This is a genomic window from Methylocystis suflitae (assembly GCF_024448135.1).
GTDB classification, from domain to species: Bacteria; Pseudomonadota; Alphaproteobacteria; order Rhizobiales; family Beijerinckiaceae; genus Methylocystis; species Methylocystis suflitae.
In genome coordinates, this window is record NZ_JAMRYX010000041.1 from 51,482 (window position 1) to 66,819 (window position 15,338).

General features: G+C 60.2%; 10 protein-coding genes and 1 pseudogene. 8 read left to right on the forward strand and 3 right to left on the reverse strand.

Annotated elements, in window-relative coordinates; all coding sequences use genetic code 11:
* Nucleotides 1-6: 6 nt before the first annotated feature.
* Nucleotides 7-819, reverse strand: a complete 813-nt coding sequence (locus tag NEI07_RS03350; protein ID WP_328516953.1) for a substrate-binding domain-containing protein — start codon at nt 817-819, stop codon at nt 7-9.
* Nucleotides 816-2,714, reverse strand: coding sequence for a PQQ-dependent dehydrogenase, methanol/ethanol family (locus NEI07_RS03355; protein WP_407659840.1), 1,899 nt, complete (start codon nt 2,712-2,714; stop codon nt 816-818). Before NEI07_RS03355 ends, NEI07_RS03350 begins: the two co-directional genes overlap by 4 nt.
* A 206-nt stretch (nt 2,715-2,920) precedes the next feature.
* Here NEI07_RS03355 and coxB point away from each other — a divergent pair, with 206 nt between their 5' ends.
* The 4 genes and pseudogenes from coxB to NEI07_RS03375 all read left to right on the forward strand — a co-directional run bounded on the left by coxB (nt 2,921) and on the right by NEI07_RS03375 (nt 7,668).
* Nucleotides 2,921-3,907, forward strand: a complete 987-nt coding sequence (coxB, locus tag NEI07_RS03360) for a cytochrome c oxidase subunit II (protein ID WP_256032701.1) — start codon at nt 2,921-2,923, stop codon at nt 3,905-3,907.
* Nucleotides 3,904-5,808: pseudogene (ctaD, locus tag NEI07_RS03365) on the forward strand (cytochrome c oxidase subunit I); the annotation flags it as partial. The gene coxB and the pseudogene ctaD, both read left to right, overlap by 4 nt.
* Nucleotides 5,809-6,409: 601 nt before the next feature.
* Nucleotides 6,410-6,739, forward strand: coding sequence for a hypothetical protein (locus NEI07_RS03370; RefSeq protein ID WP_256032702.1), 330 nt, complete (start codon nt 6,410-6,412; stop codon nt 6,737-6,739).
* Nucleotides 6,736-7,668 (forward strand): cytochrome c oxidase assembly protein, encoded by a 933-nt coding sequence (locus NEI07_RS03375; RefSeq protein ID WP_256032703.1) that lies wholly within the window; start codon nt 6,736-6,738, stop codon nt 7,666-7,668. The genes NEI07_RS03370 and NEI07_RS03375 overlap by 4 nt, the downstream gene beginning before the upstream one ends.
* Before the next feature lie 431 nt (nt 7,669-8,099).
* Here the strand turns inward: NEI07_RS03375 and NEI07_RS03380 are convergent, their stop codons facing one another.
* The gene (locus NEI07_RS03380; protein ID WP_256032704.1) at nt 8,100-8,993 is read right to left on the reverse strand and encodes an ATP-binding protein; all 894 of its coding nucleotides are present in this window, start codon (nt 8,991-8,993) and stop codon (nt 8,100-8,102) included.
* A 1,700-nt stretch (nt 8,994-10,693) separates the two neighbouring features.
* Between NEI07_RS03380 and NEI07_RS03385 the strand changes: the two genes are divergently transcribed.
* From NEI07_RS03385 to pstS, 4 genes are all read left to right on the forward strand, one after another.
* The gene (locus NEI07_RS03385; RefSeq protein ID WP_256032732.1) at nt 10,694-11,446 is read left to right on the forward strand and encodes an O-antigen ligase family protein; all 753 of its coding nucleotides are present in this window, start codon (nt 10,694-10,696) and stop codon (nt 11,444-11,446) included.
* A gap of 414 nt (nt 11,447-11,860) precedes the next feature.
* Entirely contained in the window at nt 11,861-12,934 is a 1,074-nt protein-coding gene (locus NEI07_RS03390) for a lysylphosphatidylglycerol synthase domain-containing protein (RefSeq protein WP_256032705.1), read from the forward strand.
* Nucleotides 12,931-14,028: an ATP-binding protein gene (locus NEI07_RS03395; RefSeq protein WP_256032707.1), complete on the forward strand. Its 1,098-nt coding sequence runs from the start codon at nt 12,931-12,933 to the stop codon at nt 14,026-14,028. Before NEI07_RS03390 ends, NEI07_RS03395 begins: the two co-directional genes overlap by 4 nt.
* A gap of 149 nt (nt 14,029-14,177) precedes the next feature.
* A complete protein-coding gene (gene pstS, locus NEI07_RS03400; protein ID WP_256032709.1) occupies nt 14,178-15,236 on the forward strand; it encodes a phosphate ABC transporter substrate-binding protein PstS in 1,059 nt (352 codons plus the stop codon).
* The last annotated feature ends 102 nt before the right edge of the window (nt 15,237-15,338 follow it).

The window sequence follows — 15,338 nt, forward strand, 5'->3', positions numbered from 1 at the left end:
GTTGTCCTAATCTGCGGGCTCTCGCACGGAAGGGACGCCGAAGCTGGCAAGCAGCGCCGCGATCTCAGCGCCTTTGCGTTGGAGAACCTCATCGAGTTTCCGCTTGAGCGCATCGTCGCCTTTGCGCACGCCCATGGCGATGGCGAAAGTGAATTTGAGAGGCGCAAATTGCCGCGTCTCCGCGATCGGAGTCACGCGCAGCGGCACGGGGGAGTTAAGAGCGGCGTAGCCGGCGAGGGGTCCCCATGCGGCGGCGACGTCGACATCGCCTTTTGCAACCGCCTCGATCAGACGGGCCGGCGGCGAATCCTGGCGATAATCGCCATAGAGCGTGAAGCCGACGACGTTCTCGACGATGCCGAGCTCGCCAAGCGCATGCGCAGGCGGCGTGTTCATCCCATCGTCGCCAATCAGGTGCACGCCGATCTTCAATGTGCGCAGAGTGGGGTCTTCCAGCGACGAGATGGCGATGCCCCGGTCGGCGCGCGACACGAAGACATAGCTCGATCGGTAATAGGGATGTGTCGTTTCGACGAGGTCATATTGCGCAGGCACGCCGATGATCACGTCACAAAGGCCAGACTTTAGCGTGTTGCGGACGAAGCCGCGCCGCTGCGCCCACCAGAAATAGGAAACCGATTTTCCGAGTTCGCGCGCAACGAGCTGGGCAAGCTTGTTTTCAAATCCACGCTCCTGCGAATCCGAGAAAGGCAAATTGTTTGGATCGGCGCAGACTCGCAGATCATCGGCGCGTGCGCCCAGCCCCGCGCAGACTGCAAAAGCAAGGGTGAGGAGGCGTCCGGCCGGATGGCGCTTCACGGTGGGCCTCCGGACTTCGCAGGAACGCCATCAAACCGCTGCGTCGCCTCTTTGCCGAGAGAGAAAACCAGCAGCGTTCCGCCGCCGACAGTGTAGAGCGGCAAATCCTGCGACGCGCCGGTGAAGCCTAATGCGCCATTGCGCACGCGGGGATCGACTTCGGCGTTGGCGACGACCCCAGGCCAGCCGCCGACGCCAGAAAGGATGGCGACATATTGGACGCCGTCATTGCCGACGAAGGTGACCGGCTGTCCAATGATGCCTGACGGCGCGCGAATTTGCCAAAGCAATTTGCCCGATCGCGCATCGACGGCTTTAAACATCCTGTCCATCGTGCCGTAGAAGGCGACGTCGCCCGCCGTGACCAGCGCGCCGCTCCAGACGAGCTGATTTTCCGTTATGGACCAGACCTTGGCGCGTTTGACCGGGTCCCAGGCCATGAACTCGCCGCGGTGGCCTCCAGGGCCCGCGTACATATCGACCGTGGCGCCAACGAAGGGCGTGCCGGCGATGTAGCTCACTTCGCTCGTCTTGAAATTCGCGCAAAGATGTTGGTGCGGCACATAGAGAAGCTTGGTTCGCGGCGACCAGGCAGTGGGTTGCCAGTCCTTGGCGCCCGGCGGCGCGGGACAGATATTCTCGATCGTCTTGTTGAGTGCGGGTTTGAACGCCTCGTTAGGTTCGATGCGGCCTGTCTTCAGGTCAACACCCTTATAGACCGTGATCGTCTCGTATGGATCGGCTGAGAGAACCTCGCCGGTCTCGCGATCCATGACATACATGTAGCCGTTGCGGCCGGGATGAATGAGCGCTTTACGCTGCGCGCCATTGATCTCCAAATCGACAAGCACATTCTCGTTGATCTCGTCATGGTCCCAAAGATCGTGCGGACTGACCTGATAAGCCCATTTCGCCATGCCGGTGTCGGCGTCGCGTGCGAAAATGGTGCTTGTCCAGAGATTGTCGCCGGGCCGCTGATTGGAGTTCCAGGGGCCCGGATTCGCCGTGCCGTAATAAACGAGATTGAGGGTGGGATCGTATGAAAGCCAGCCCCAGACCGTGCCGCCGCCAGTCTTCCACCGATCGGACGGCCAGGTATCGACGCCGCGATCCTTTCCTTTCATCCAATCGTAAAAGGGCTTGAAGTCCGGGCCAATCAGCACCTCGGAATCAGGGCCAGTCGAGTGGGCGCGCCAGACGATCTTGCCAGTGTTCTGATCGATTGCGGTCAACCAACCTCGAACGCCCATTTCGCCGCCGCTGTTGCCCGCGAGCACTTTTCCTTTGATCGCGAGCGGCGCCATGGTGATCGTCTCGCCAAGATTGATGTCGCCGAGCTTTGTCACCCACAATTCGACGCCCGTGCGCGCGTCAAGCGCGACCATGTGATTGTCGAGCGTGTTGAGAAAGATCTTGCCATTATCGTAGGCGAGGCCGCGCGTCACCACATCGCAGCAGGCGACGCCCTTCGCCGCGAGATCAGGCTTCGGCGCATAGGACCATTTGAGTTCGCCCGTCGCGGCGTCGAGCGCAAAGACCTGATTGGGACGCGGGCCGTCATAGGGCGCCGCGACATAGAGAACGCCATCTATGATAAGCGGCGCCGCCTCCTGTCCGCGATCAACGCCAACCGAAAACGACCACGCAAGTTTCAATTGAGCGACGTTCTCGGCGTTGATCTGGTCGAGAGCGCTGTAACGCGTATTGGCGTAGTCGCGCGAGGCGATCGGCCAGTTCTTTTGATCGGCTGCGAGCTCAGAAAGATTGGGCTGCGCCGAAGCGGCGAGGGGCGCAAAAAGGCACAGCAAGAATCCGAAGCGCAAAGAGCCCCAACGCCGAGACGCCTGATAACACGTTGGACGATGCACAAACTTTGAGGGAGGCAATGGCGACATGGTTCGCCCCGCATTCGCAACGGTATCGGAGGTAGAGCCGGCGACAAGCGGGGCAAGCGTCGCCCTTCATTGGCGCCGATGACAACCGCAGACGCGGGAACATAGCCGTTGCAGCTGCGTTACTCACTCGCAAACCATAACACTTTGACGAATCCATATGGGCGCCAGCGTGATCTTAGCCTTGATGGGCCTGGGGTAATATCGCCATGCCAGCGGCGCGCAGCTTATTTGTCGTCGGCATATCCGGCGCTCTCGCCGGCTGCAGCGATCGGCAGTCGGCGCTCGCGCCCCATGCCGCCGAAGCGCAAGATTTGCTCTGGCTCACTGTGTTGTTCATCGTCCTCCTCGGCGCGATCTGGCTGATCGTCATGATCGCATTGGCGATCGCCATGTTGCGCCGTCGAGACGACAACGCGAAACCAAGTGAGCGCGTCGCGAGCGTCGTCATTTCTATTTGCGCCGGCCTGACGGGTCTCATCGTCATCGGTCTCACCGTCGTAAGCTTCGCTGGACAGCGCGAGATGCAACGCCGCGAGTCGCCTCTTCTCGTCCGCATCATCGGACATCAGTGGTGGTGGGAGTTGCGCTACGCCGACGATGGTCCAAATTCGTCTTTCGTCACGGCGAATGAGCTTCGTCTTCCCGCCGGCCGCGACGTTGTTTTGAATTTGGAGTCCGCCGACGTCATCCATAGCTTCTGGGCGCCAAACCTTGCGGGGAAAAAAGACCTGATCCCCGGCCGAGTGAACGAGCTGAAAATTCGCGCGCCTTTGGCGGGCGTCTACCGCGCGCAATGCGCCGAGTTTTGTGGATTGCAGCACGCCCATATGGGCCTCGACGTTGTCGTCGAAAATCCCGACCGCTTCGAGGAATGGCGCGTGGGCCAGGCCACCTCCGGCCGCGCGCCGCAGACTGAAGAGCAAAGGTTCGGGCAGGACGTCTTTCTGACCCGCGCCTGCTTCATGTGCCACGCCATCCGCGGGACCAAGGCCGACGGCTTGGCGGGTCCCGATCTGACCCATTTCGCGAGCCGCAGGACGCTCGCCGCCGCGCTTTTGCCGAGAACGACGGGCGCGACCGCGGGTTGGATCGCCGACCCGCAGCAACTCAAGCCGGGGGCGCATATGCCGCGTCTCGCTCTATCGCCGAAGGAGCTCAACGCCGTCGTCGCTTATTTGGAGAGCTTGGAGTGAGCCTCGCCGAATTGGAAAAACGCGACTTGCGCGATGAAGACCTCGAAGGAGAGGCGCTGACGTCGCGTCTTGCGCGGGTCTGGTCGACGCCGAAGGGTCTATGGGGCGCCCTATCAGCCGTTGATCACAAAATCGTCGGGCGGCGCTACATCATCACGGCCTTGGCATTTTTGTTTCTTGGCGGACTTCTCGCCGTTCTGATCCGCTTGCAGCTATCGCGCGCGGAGGCGGGCTTCATTGGACCCGAAGCCTACAATCAAATTTTCACCATGCACGGCACGACAATGATGTTTCTCTTCGCCGTGCCGGTGATGGAGGCCTTTGCCGTCTACCTCGTCCCGCTGATGGTCGGCACGCGCAACATCGCCTTTCCGCGTCTCAACGCCTTCAGCTACTGGGTCTATCTCGGCGGCGGCGCCTTTCTTTGGATTGCGTTTGTTATGAATGTCGGCCCGGACGTCGGCTGGTTCGCTTACGTTCCGCTCTCTGGCCCGCAATTTACGCCGGGCAAGCGCAGCGACGTCTGGGCGCAGACGATCACCTTCACGGAAGTCGCCGCGCTTGCCGTGGCCGTCGAAATCATCGTCACCGTCTTCAAGCAGCGCGCGCCCGGCATGACGCTCGATCGCATACCATTGTTCGTCTGGTCGATGCTCGTCATGTCCTTTCTTGTGCTGTTCTCAATGCCTGCCGTTGTGACGGCCTCGACCATGCTGATCATGGATCGTCTCATCGGAACGCATTTCTTCGATCCGAACGGTGGCGGCGACGCGGTGCTCTGGCAGCATCTGTTTTGGATCTTCGGCCATCCCGAAGTTTACATCATCTTTCTGCCCGCGGCCGGCATGGTGTCGGCGATCGTCGAGACATTCTCGGGCCGAGCGATGGTCGGCTATCTCGCGCTGGTGCTGTCGCTGATCGCCGTCGGCTTTTTGTCGTTCGGGCTTTGGGTCCATCACATGTTCACGACGGGCCTGCCGCCGCTCGGCGCAAGTTTCTTTACCGCGTCAAGCATGCTGATTGCGATCCCGAATGGAATCCAAATCTTCTGCTGGATCGCGACGCTCTGGCTTGGCCGTCCGCGCCTGTCGTCGCCGCTTTTGTTCGTGCTCGGCTTCTTCTTCATTTTCGTCATCGGCGGCATGACGGGCGTCATGGTCGCATCGGTTCCGATCGACACGCAAGTGCATGACGCCTATTTCGTCGTCGCGCATTTCCATTATGTGCTCATCGGCGGCGCGGTCTTTCCGCTGCTCGGCGGCATCTATTATTGGGCTCCAAAAATCTTCGGCGTAACGCTGAGCGAGCGTTTGGCGCGGTGGCATTTCTGGACCGCCTTCTTTGGCTTCAACGTCGCCTTCTTTCCAATGCATATTCTCGGACTGATCGGAATGCCAAGACGCATCTACACCTATCAACCCGAACTTGGGTGGGAAGGGCTCAATCAGCTCTCAAGCGTCGGCGCGCTGCTATTTTTTATAAGCTTCCTGATCTTTCTGTGGAATGTCGGGACGAGTTGGCGCAACCGCGGGCCGGCTCCAGCAAACCCCTGGAACGCATCGACGCTGGAATGGGCGTCGGCTTCGCCGCCGCCGCCCCAAAATTTCGATCACATTCCGGTCGTTGATCGGCTTACGCCATTGTGGCGCGACGATCCTTTGCCCGTCGCCGCAGGACTCTCGGTCAGTTATCGCGAGCTGGCCGTCACGTCGCTATCGGAAGCGACGCCGCAACTGCGCGAACGATCGCCCGATCCTTCAATTTGGCCGCTCGTCACCGCCGTCGCCGTGACCATCGCATTCGTGGGCTCGATATTTACGCCTTGGGCGGTCGTCTGGGGCGGCGCGCTTGTCGCCGCGCCACTGATTGGCTGGTTCTGGCCGAAAAAAGTTTCGGAGGACACGAAGACGCGTCTCGCCCTGAGCCTGCGCGCGTTGCCGACATATGGCTTCGGCGCAAAAGCTCTTACGTGGTGGGGGACGCTCGCCTATGTGTCGATCGAAGGCTCGGTCTTCGCCATGGCCGTGGGCGGCTATTTTTATCTGTCGACGCTCGCCGAACGATGGCCGCTTGGCCCTCTCCCCGATCACTGGCCGGGTTCGCTCATGTTGATTTTTCTCCTCGCGAGTCTTTGGCCAAATCTGCGCATCGAGCGCCTCGCGAGAGCGGAGAACCTGAAAGCCGTGCAAGCAGGGCTGTTGCTGATGTCCGCCATCGGGCTCCTCGCCATCGGCATTCGTTTTTATGAGTTCTACAACTTGCCCGTGAGATGGTACGTCAACGCCTACGGCTCGATGTTATGGTTCTTGCTGGGCCTGCATGCGGCGCATCTCATCACCGACGTTGGCGAGACGCTCGTTCTCACCGCGCTCATGTTCACCAAACACGCGCGCGGCAAACGCTTCAGCGACGTAAGCGACAACGCGTTTTATTGGTATTTCGTCGTCGGCGCATGGGTCCCGCTCTATTTCGTGATCTATTGGTTTCAGAAGGGATGAGCGCATGCGCGAGCGCGCTGCGGAACAGTTCAGCTGGGCGGGCCTCGCGTTGGGCCCGGGAGCGTGGGGCGCTAACACCTTGGTTGGCTACGCGCTCGTGTCCACGCTCTGCGGCCGTTATCCGGCGGCGTTGTCGTGGTTGGCGGCGGCGCTCGCCGTTTTGGCGCTCTGCGGCGCGGGCGTCTCGGCGCTGTCTTACAGAGCGCTCGCCGCTGATCGCGATGGCGCGCCGCACGCCTTGCTGGCTGGCGTGGCGGCCGCCCTTGGCGCGCTCTTCGCAACGGTCATCCTGCTACAAGGCGCGGCCGTCTTCTTGCTTGGATGCGCGCTTTGAAGCGCTCCAGTCTGCTTGCGGTCTTGGTGTCGCTTTGCACGCCCGCAGCCGCGCATAGCGGGGCGGTTTACAATGCCGCAGAGGTTTCCAGTCTCATTCTTCTGCTGGCGTTTGCGGCAATTTACGCGTTCGGGGTTACATTGCTGTGGCGGCGCGTCGGCTGCATCCGCGGCGTTGCCCGCGATCGAGCGATCATGTTCGCGGCGGGCTGCGCAGCGCTCGCCTTGCTCTATCTGCCGTCCCTGCGCGAACTTTCGGCCGGCCTATTCGCCGCGCATATGATCGAACATGAATGGGCGATGCTGATTGTCGCGCCCTTGCTTATCTTGGGAAAGCCCTTCGCAGCCTTTGCGTGGGCTTTACCGCGTCCACTGCTGGCGGCTGTGACGGGGCTGCGGCAGTGGCTCCAAACAGCGTGGAGGGCGGCGACGCAGCCGCTCTTTGCAACATTTCAGCATGCCCTGACAGTTTGGGCTTGGCACGCTTCCAACCTCTACGAGCTGGCGCTTCGCGATCCGACCACGCATTTCTGGCAACATGCCTGCTTGCTCGTGTCGGCGCTGATTTTCTGGCGCGCGATGCTTCTATCGCCGCAGAAAGGTTTGGTTCTTTTCTGCTTGTTTTTCACCGTCGTCCAAAGCGGCTTTCTCGGCGTTCTGTTGACGTTGTCGGAACGTCTTTGGGTCCCCGCTCAAAGCGCGAACGCCGGCGCATGGGAGCTAACACCGATCGAAGACCAACAACTCGCCGGCCTGATCATGTGGGTTCCGGCCGGACTTTTCTACACAGCCGCGGCTCTGTGGGCGGCGAGCGCCTGGATCAAGCGCCCTTCCAGAGGGGCTACGCACCCAGCCTACGTTCTCCATCACGACGTCAGTCTTACAGCGGAGAGGAAAGTCTCGCATGGTCACCGAGGTTCTCGCGCTTAGACGGCGACGCGGCCATCATGTTTCGCGCGTGCGCCCCAGTCACATCGGGACACGGCCGCAGATCAAACGCGCGCTTCCCCAATGCTTTTTGTATCGAGTCCATTAATGGCGCCATGAGCAAGCATCATGCGCCCTGTAACATTCGACAGGATGGAATCCGCTGACGTCCAAAGCCGTCCCGGAGCTCTCATGCGAACGAGCCTAATCCTCCTGTCAACGCTGGCCGTTTTTGTGAGCCGAGCGGATGCCGCACAGCAGACCAACTACGAAATCATAGCAAGGCTCGCGCAAGCGCCCGGCAATGAAGCTGCATATACCCGCTGTCGCCGGAACAGGCCTTGATTGGGATGAAGCTGCCATTGGCGTCAGCATTGCTTACTAGATAATTGTGCGGCGCACGCTGGTTGCGGGCCGATCTATAATGAATCGCTCTAATCATTACGCTTGTTAAAGGCCGGGTTGATTGCGCTCACCAGAAGGAAATGTTCGTCCACCTGCTTCATAGCCTCGGCGACGTCCGCTACGGTTATGACACTCCTTTTCTGAGACAAAGCCAAAAGAGCGGCATGCTTACCGACAACCTGGCAGGAGTAAGGGAGCCCGCAGCTTAGTTCCATAGCGAGCGAGAGAGCATCGTCCATGATCTCGAGTCCGCACCGCCTCCAGCGACCCACTAGGAATTCCTGTACTTTCACCGGGGGAAGACCGGCTAAAGGTATTATCTGCAAATGTCTTTGAACAGATATATGCGCTCTCTTAAATTGTGTTGCAGCTCCCGGCGAGCCTACCAATATGAGCTTAGTGTCCACAGCATTATCGGATATTACTTTCATCAAGTTAGCAAACTGTACTATGTCTGATGGATTTAATATTTCTTCAAAGTTATCGAATACAATCAATAGAGGCGTTTTCATGCGCGCCAGTTCGAATTCCACGTCAAGGCACGAGAGATCTACGTTATCAAATTGCGTCGACGCCATTCCCAAGAGTGCTAGGGTTCTTCTTAAAACTTTACTCCAGATTGCCTTAAAACTTGAGTTTTCACAGTTCGTGCGAACGCATGTGATGTGAGGGGCTGCTCTGCTCGCGCAGTCTAAAAAGCAGCTGACCATCGACGTTTTACCGGTTCCCCGTCCGCCGGCGATAAATGCATGCCTTCCTGGACTCGCAACGACACTGAGCAGTTCACGCAGGCTGGCTTCGCGGCCAACCAGTTCGGTCAGGGAAGAAACAGGCGTTCCTGGGGTAAATGTCTTTTCTACATCCTGTAATCTCGCGCGGATATCATCCTTGGTTGGAATTGCTACGGCGTTTCCGGGTGGCACAGGCGTGACCTTAGCGGTGTTGCGCCGCCCATAAGTGAGGCTACGCGGCCGTCCGCATCCGCAGCGCAAAGGGAGACAATGGCCAAGCTATAGCTATTTCGGGTGCGCAGCAATGGTTTTTCCGTGACCGCTAACGCTGCTGCCGCCGGTGACAGAGCTCGGCAGCGGACCGCGCTCCTTGAAATGGAGCAGGGCTTGGATTGCCCCCGCAATTACACATGTCGGGTCCTGCCCAAGTGGCGATTTCCTCGGATTTTCAAAAGCTTCTCCCGGCGCCGGCCGGCCAATCTGCTCAATATCCGCAAGCGACTAGGCTTCCACGCCAGAGTCTTGGACCGAGTGCAGTGCAATAACGGGATTGCAATGGTTCTTAAGAAACGGCCCCTGCTACAGGGCGAACGAAACGCGCAAGGGGCAGGGACATCGGTCTCCCGCCCCTGGAGCGCAGCGGGAACCTTGAGGCCTGTCGCGCGTTTTCAGCAAGGCACAAGTTGCTGGTCGTATAATGCGCCGATTGACGCGGGAGCCGCTCGCAAGAGGCCGACAAGGAAAGAAGAAAATGGCGCTCGCAGAAAGGTTCCTCCTCGCAACAAGGCCCGCCTTTCCACGAGGTCGGACGCTGGAAGTCGGCAGGCTGGCTTTCGTCGCGACAGCATTTGCGACTTTAGTGGCTATCGTTCTGCGGATTTTTGCGCTTGGCCATCCGGTCATAGCGATGTGGTTCGCGGCCGCTTTTTGTGCGTGGGCAATTATTTTTGGGGCCGCCAGAGCTTCAGAGACGCCGAGCCGCCTACGTAGATAAAACGGAACGACGGGGGCGCTGGCGACACCAATCCTTACCTCTTGGCCGGCGGCACGGCGCTGCTCTTTGGCGGCGGCGTCGCGGCTGCAGTCGCGCTTTCGGGCGGCGGCGACGGATGCACCGCAGCGGTAATTCCGGTGAGCCGCAGCGCGGGCGTGATCTGTCAGTAAAAGATGGCCGTTGCTGGAATGGTCGCCTATCCAGTTGAGAAAGAGCGGGTTCGCCCGCTCTTTTATTTTTGCGCCGTTGGCCTTTTTGCATGTTTGGTGCTTGGGGGGGCGCGGGCCCTAGCCTTTTATCCGAAATCATTCTCGAAGTTCTCTGCCTACCCCTAATCTTCGCGGGATTATGGATGCAGTTGGACCGGAATGCCCTTCGACTCCACCGAGGGCCTCTCTTTTTCTGCGTGGCGGTCGTCGTATTAGCTTTGCTTGAGTTGGTTCCGCTTCCCGCGATCATTTGGACCCATCTACCGGGGAGAGCAGCGGCGGTTTCCGCCTTAAAGCTCATTGGAGGCGAATCCGCATGGCAGAGCGTTAGCCTGACGCCGGACGCCTCATGGCTGGGGGCGCTTTCTCTCATTCCTGCTCTGTCGGTTTTCCTGTGCGCGCTCGCTCTTGGCGCAAAGGAGCGTCGTCTTCTGACGCTGGTCGCACTCGCCGGCGCGTTGTTGAACGCGCTTTTAGGGCTCGCCCAAATCAGCGGCGGGCCCGACAGTCCGCTGAGATTCTATGAAGGGAACAGCACCGAAGCGGTAGGATTTTTTGCCAATCGCGATCACTTCGCGGCCCTGCTTTATGCCTCCGTGCCATTCGTGGGCGCTTGGGTCCTGAGCCTTAGCCACGGTTCCCTGAGAAGAACGTCGTCCGAGAGGCAGTTGAACGCGTTCTTGGCGCTCATGTTTGGCGCTTGCGTCTCTATCATCTTGTTAATAGCCGAAGTCATGGCCCGCTCGCGTGCGGGTATAGCGTTGACTTTTGTCGCTCTGGTCGGGGCCTCATTGCTCCTATGGCGTGAGAGGCGGTCAGCGGGAATAGCCTCGGGCGCTGGCCTAGTCGTCGCCGTCATCGGCGCAATCGCAACGCTTCTCATCTCCGATTTTGCGATTAGTCGGCTGGCTTCCCGTTTTGGGGGGAACCTACACGTCCTCGAACGTGTAGCCCTTGCAGGAAAAACCATAACGGCGGGGTTGACGGTCGCGCCGCTCGGCGCGGGAGCCGGCGCTTTTGTGCCATTGTTCGCGATGTTCGCGCGTCCAAAGGACCTCATCGCGAATGTTTACATCAACCACGCCCATAACGACCTTGCAGAGATCTGGGCGGAAACAGGCGTCATCGGCCTCATCCTCGTCGGGGTCATGTTGGTCTGGATTTTTCGCCGCTCAGTCGACGTCTGGCGCCAGAATATAGAAGGAGGGGTCGCCCCGATCGACGTTTTGCTACCCCGCGCGGCGACGGTCTCGATCGCGCTCCTCGCCGTCCACTCCCTATTTGATTTTCCCTTAAGAACGAGCGCCAATCTCTCGATATTCGCGGTCGCGTGCGCCCTTTTGACAGCGCCGCCGGGCTGGGGCCAATTGGAGCCGCAGACCCCACCGACGTCAGCGCCCTTTGAGACAAAGCGAGCGCGTAGGGTGGGCCGGGTATCGTAACGTCGTGAGGCTTGGGTTCAAGGCCAACGCAACTTCGCAAGCCTGCCCCGACATTGTCGATTACATCAAGAGCGGAGAGATTTCCTGCTGCGCGATCTCGTCGACGCGGCAGCGATCGTGCGCTCGGCGCCAGACGCCTGGAAACACGTGCTCGACGTTCTGGGGAGCATGATGCCTGCAGGCGCGGACTTGACGTCGCATCGCCGAGCGCCAACCTTTTGAGAGGCGCGAGCGACTGAGATCGTGCTAGTCATCGCCATGCTAGTCGTCGCAACGCCAGTCATCGCCATGACATGATCGAGGGATTGAAGCGGATGGCGCTTGCAAGAAGACAAAGGCAAGCTTCAAGCGATATGACGAATACGAGGGTTGTGCATTGAAGGCTCCGAGATCCGGGCGTTGGGCGAGGGTGGCGTGACCCCGCGCGATAACGACGTATTCGAAGCCACAACGCCGGGGTTGCCCGTCGCGAGGCCACAAGCAAGCGGCGGATTTTTCGAGTCGCTGCGCGAACGGCTGCCGAGAGGCGTGCTCAGCGTGCTCGGCGTGGCGGCCAGTCTCGCCGTCTTTGCGCTCGCTGCTTATATTCTGGGTCGAACGCTCTCAAGTCTCAGCTACGCCGATCTGCTGAATGCTTTTCGCGCGACGAGCGGCGCGCAGATTTTGGCGTCCTTGGCCCTCTCCGCGCTCTCCTATCTGTTTTTGACCGGTTATGACGTCGTCGCCCTCTATCATATGAGAACGCGCGCGCCCTACAGGGTCGCTGCGCTCGCGTCCTTCGCAAGCTACGCCATTTCTTTTAACCTTGGATTTCCCATCATCACCAGCGCGGCCGTGCGCTACTGGATCTACTCTCGCGTCGCCTTGAGCGCGCTGCAAGTCGCGAACATAACGGTTTTCGCCGGCGTCACGTTCTGGCTCGGGATGACGCTGGTGATGGGGATAGGCTTTATCTACGGCGCGGATGCGCTCGAGGCGCTCGACGGCTTGCCGGCCTTCCTTCACATCATTCCCGGCGTTCTCATACTTGCAGGCGTACTCTTTTATTTTGCCTGGGTGACGGTTGAACGCCGGACGATTCGACTTCGCGGCCACGCTTTGGAGTTGCCGGGTTTCATCCCGACTGTTGCGCAGTTTGCGCTTGGGGTCGCGGACCTGTGCTGCGCCTCAGGCGCGCTCTATGTGCTGCTTCCCGAGGGCGTCCCGCTGGACTTTGCGCCATTCGTCGCGGTCTATGTCGTCGCCTGCATCCTCGGCGTGATCAGCCATGCGCCGGGCGGCATCGGCGTCTTCGAGGCGACGATGCTGCACGCCATCCCGGCGGCTTCGCATGAAAGCATTCTGGCGTCGCTGCTTCTGTTTCGCATGATCTATTATTTTATTCCATTCGTTGTCGCGCTTGCGCTTCTCGGCGCCGATGAGGGCGCGCGCCGCTGGGCGACGTTGCGAGATGCGATCGCGCGCATTGTGGAGGAGCGCTCGAATTGAACGGCGCCGGACCAGCCGCCACGACATTGTCGACGCAGCGGCTCAAATGGCGGGACCAGGCGATAGATCTCCTGGCGCCAGTCATCAACGCGCTCCCGGAGCCGATCTTCGTTATCGACTCCGAAACCCATGTCGCCGCCGTCAATGCCGCGGCGCAGGCGCTCTCGCCGGCCATTCGGCAGGGCGAACCGCTCTCCCGCAGCCTTCGCTCGCCCGACATGCTCGACGCTGTGTCGCGCGTGCTTGCCGGAGGCGAGACGGAGAAGACCGTCTGGGTCGAACGTCTGCCGGTGGAATGCTGGTTTGAAGCGCATGTTGCGCCGATGCAAATCGAAGGGTTCGAGCCGGCCGCCGTCGTGAGCCTGCGCGATCTGACTGAATCCCGGCGCGTCGAGCGCATGCGCGTCGACTTCGTCGCCAACGCCAGCCACGAGCTGCGCACGCCGCTTGCCTCGCTGCTGGGTTTTGTCGAAACCTTGCAAGGCCCGGCGCGCGAGGACGCCGTCACCCGCAACAAATTTCTCGGCATCATGCGCGAGCAGGCGCAGCGGATGGCGCGCCTCGTCGATGATCTGCTGTCGCTGTCGCGCATCGAGCAACACATGCATCTGCGGCCCGCCACGCCCGTCGATCTCACGCTGCTCGTCGCGCATATCGTCGACACGCTGTCACAGATGGCGGAAGACAGGGGCGTCGCCATCAATCTCGATCTGCAGCCGAACGTCGTCGCGCCTGGAGATCGGGACGAGCTTGCCCGGGTCATCGAGAATCTCGTCGAGAACGCCCTGAAATACGGGTGCGGCGACGACGGCGGCTGCAAGCCCATCGACATCTCGCTGGTCCGCAAGGGGGCGCTCGTCATTCTCTCGGTGCGCGACTATGGTCCCGGCGTCGCGCCGGAGCATATTCCGCGTCTAACGGAGCGTTTTTATCGGGTCGACGCCGGCAAGAGCCGCGCCAAAGGCGGCACCGGACTTGGCCTCGCCATCGTCAAACATATCGTTCTGCGCCACCGCGGCCGGCTCGGAATTGAATCCGCGCTTGGCGAGGGAACGCTGTTTCGCGTCATTCTGCCGGCGAGCGATTCAGCCTAAAATAGGTAAGTATTTAAAATACAAGCATATTAACTGTCATCATACTGTAATCTTTTTGTCACAAAAAGCTGTTGTCGGACGAGTAGTTTCCGCGGCGCGATGACGCGGGGCGCATCGCAAGTCCGTTCTCGAGCAAAAGAGACCCTCAAATGATCTCGACGATTTTCAGGCGCGGCGCTGGCGCGGCGTTGGCGCTCGCCGTCATGTGCGGCGGGGCTGCCGCCATAGACATTTCCGGCGCCGGCGCGACCTTCCCCTATCCGATCTACGCCAAATGGGCCGAGGCCTATAAGAAAGAGACCGGCAGCGGACTCAATTATCAATCGATCGGCTCGGGCGGCGGCATCAAGCAGATCAAGGCGCGAACGGTCACGTTCGGCGCCAGCGACCAGCCGCTGAAACCCGAAGAGCTCGAGGCGGCGGGTCTGATTCAATGGCCGCAGGTGATCGGCGGCATCGTGCCCGTGGTCAACCATCCCGGCATGGCGGGCGGCGACCTCACGCTCAGTGGCGAGACGCTGGCCAAAATCTACCTCGGCGAGATCACCAAATGGGACGATCCGGCGATCAAGAAGCTCAATCCGAAGGCGAAGCTTCCTTCGACGCCGATCGTCGTCGTTCATCGCTCCGACGGATCTGGAACGACCTTCAACTACACCAATTACCTCTCGAAGGTCTCGCCCGACTGGGCGTCCAAAGTCGGCGCGAATGCTTCGGTCGAATGGCCCGTGGGCATCGGCGCCAAAGGGAATGAAGGCGTCGCGAACAACGTCGCCAACACCAAGGGATCGATCGGCTACGTCGAATACGCCTACGCCAAGCAGAACAAGTTGACTCACACGAAAATGATCAACAAGGACGGCAAGACCGTCGCGCCGAACATGGAGTCGTTCCAGGCGGCTGCAGCTGGCGCGGATTGGGCCCATGCCGAGGGATTCTATGAGATCCTGACGAATGAGCCTGGCGCGAAGTCCTGGCCGATCACCGCAGCGACCTTTATCCTTCTCCCCAAGGAGTCCAAGGACGAAGCCGCCGCGGCCGAGGCCTTGAAATTCTTCTCCTGGGCTTTCGCCAGCGGCGGGAAGATGGCTGAAGAACTCGACTATATTCCGATGCCGAAGCCGGTCGTCGAGCTCATCAAGAAGACGTGGACGAGCGTCAAGGGAGCGGACGGCAAGCCGCTGTCGCTTGCGACCCGGCCGAACTGACCTTTTGGTTGAACCGACGGCCGTTCAGTGCGGCCGTCGGTTGTGATTGGCATTGGCGCCAGGAACGGCGCTGGGAGATGAGCGAATGTTCTCGATCGAGCC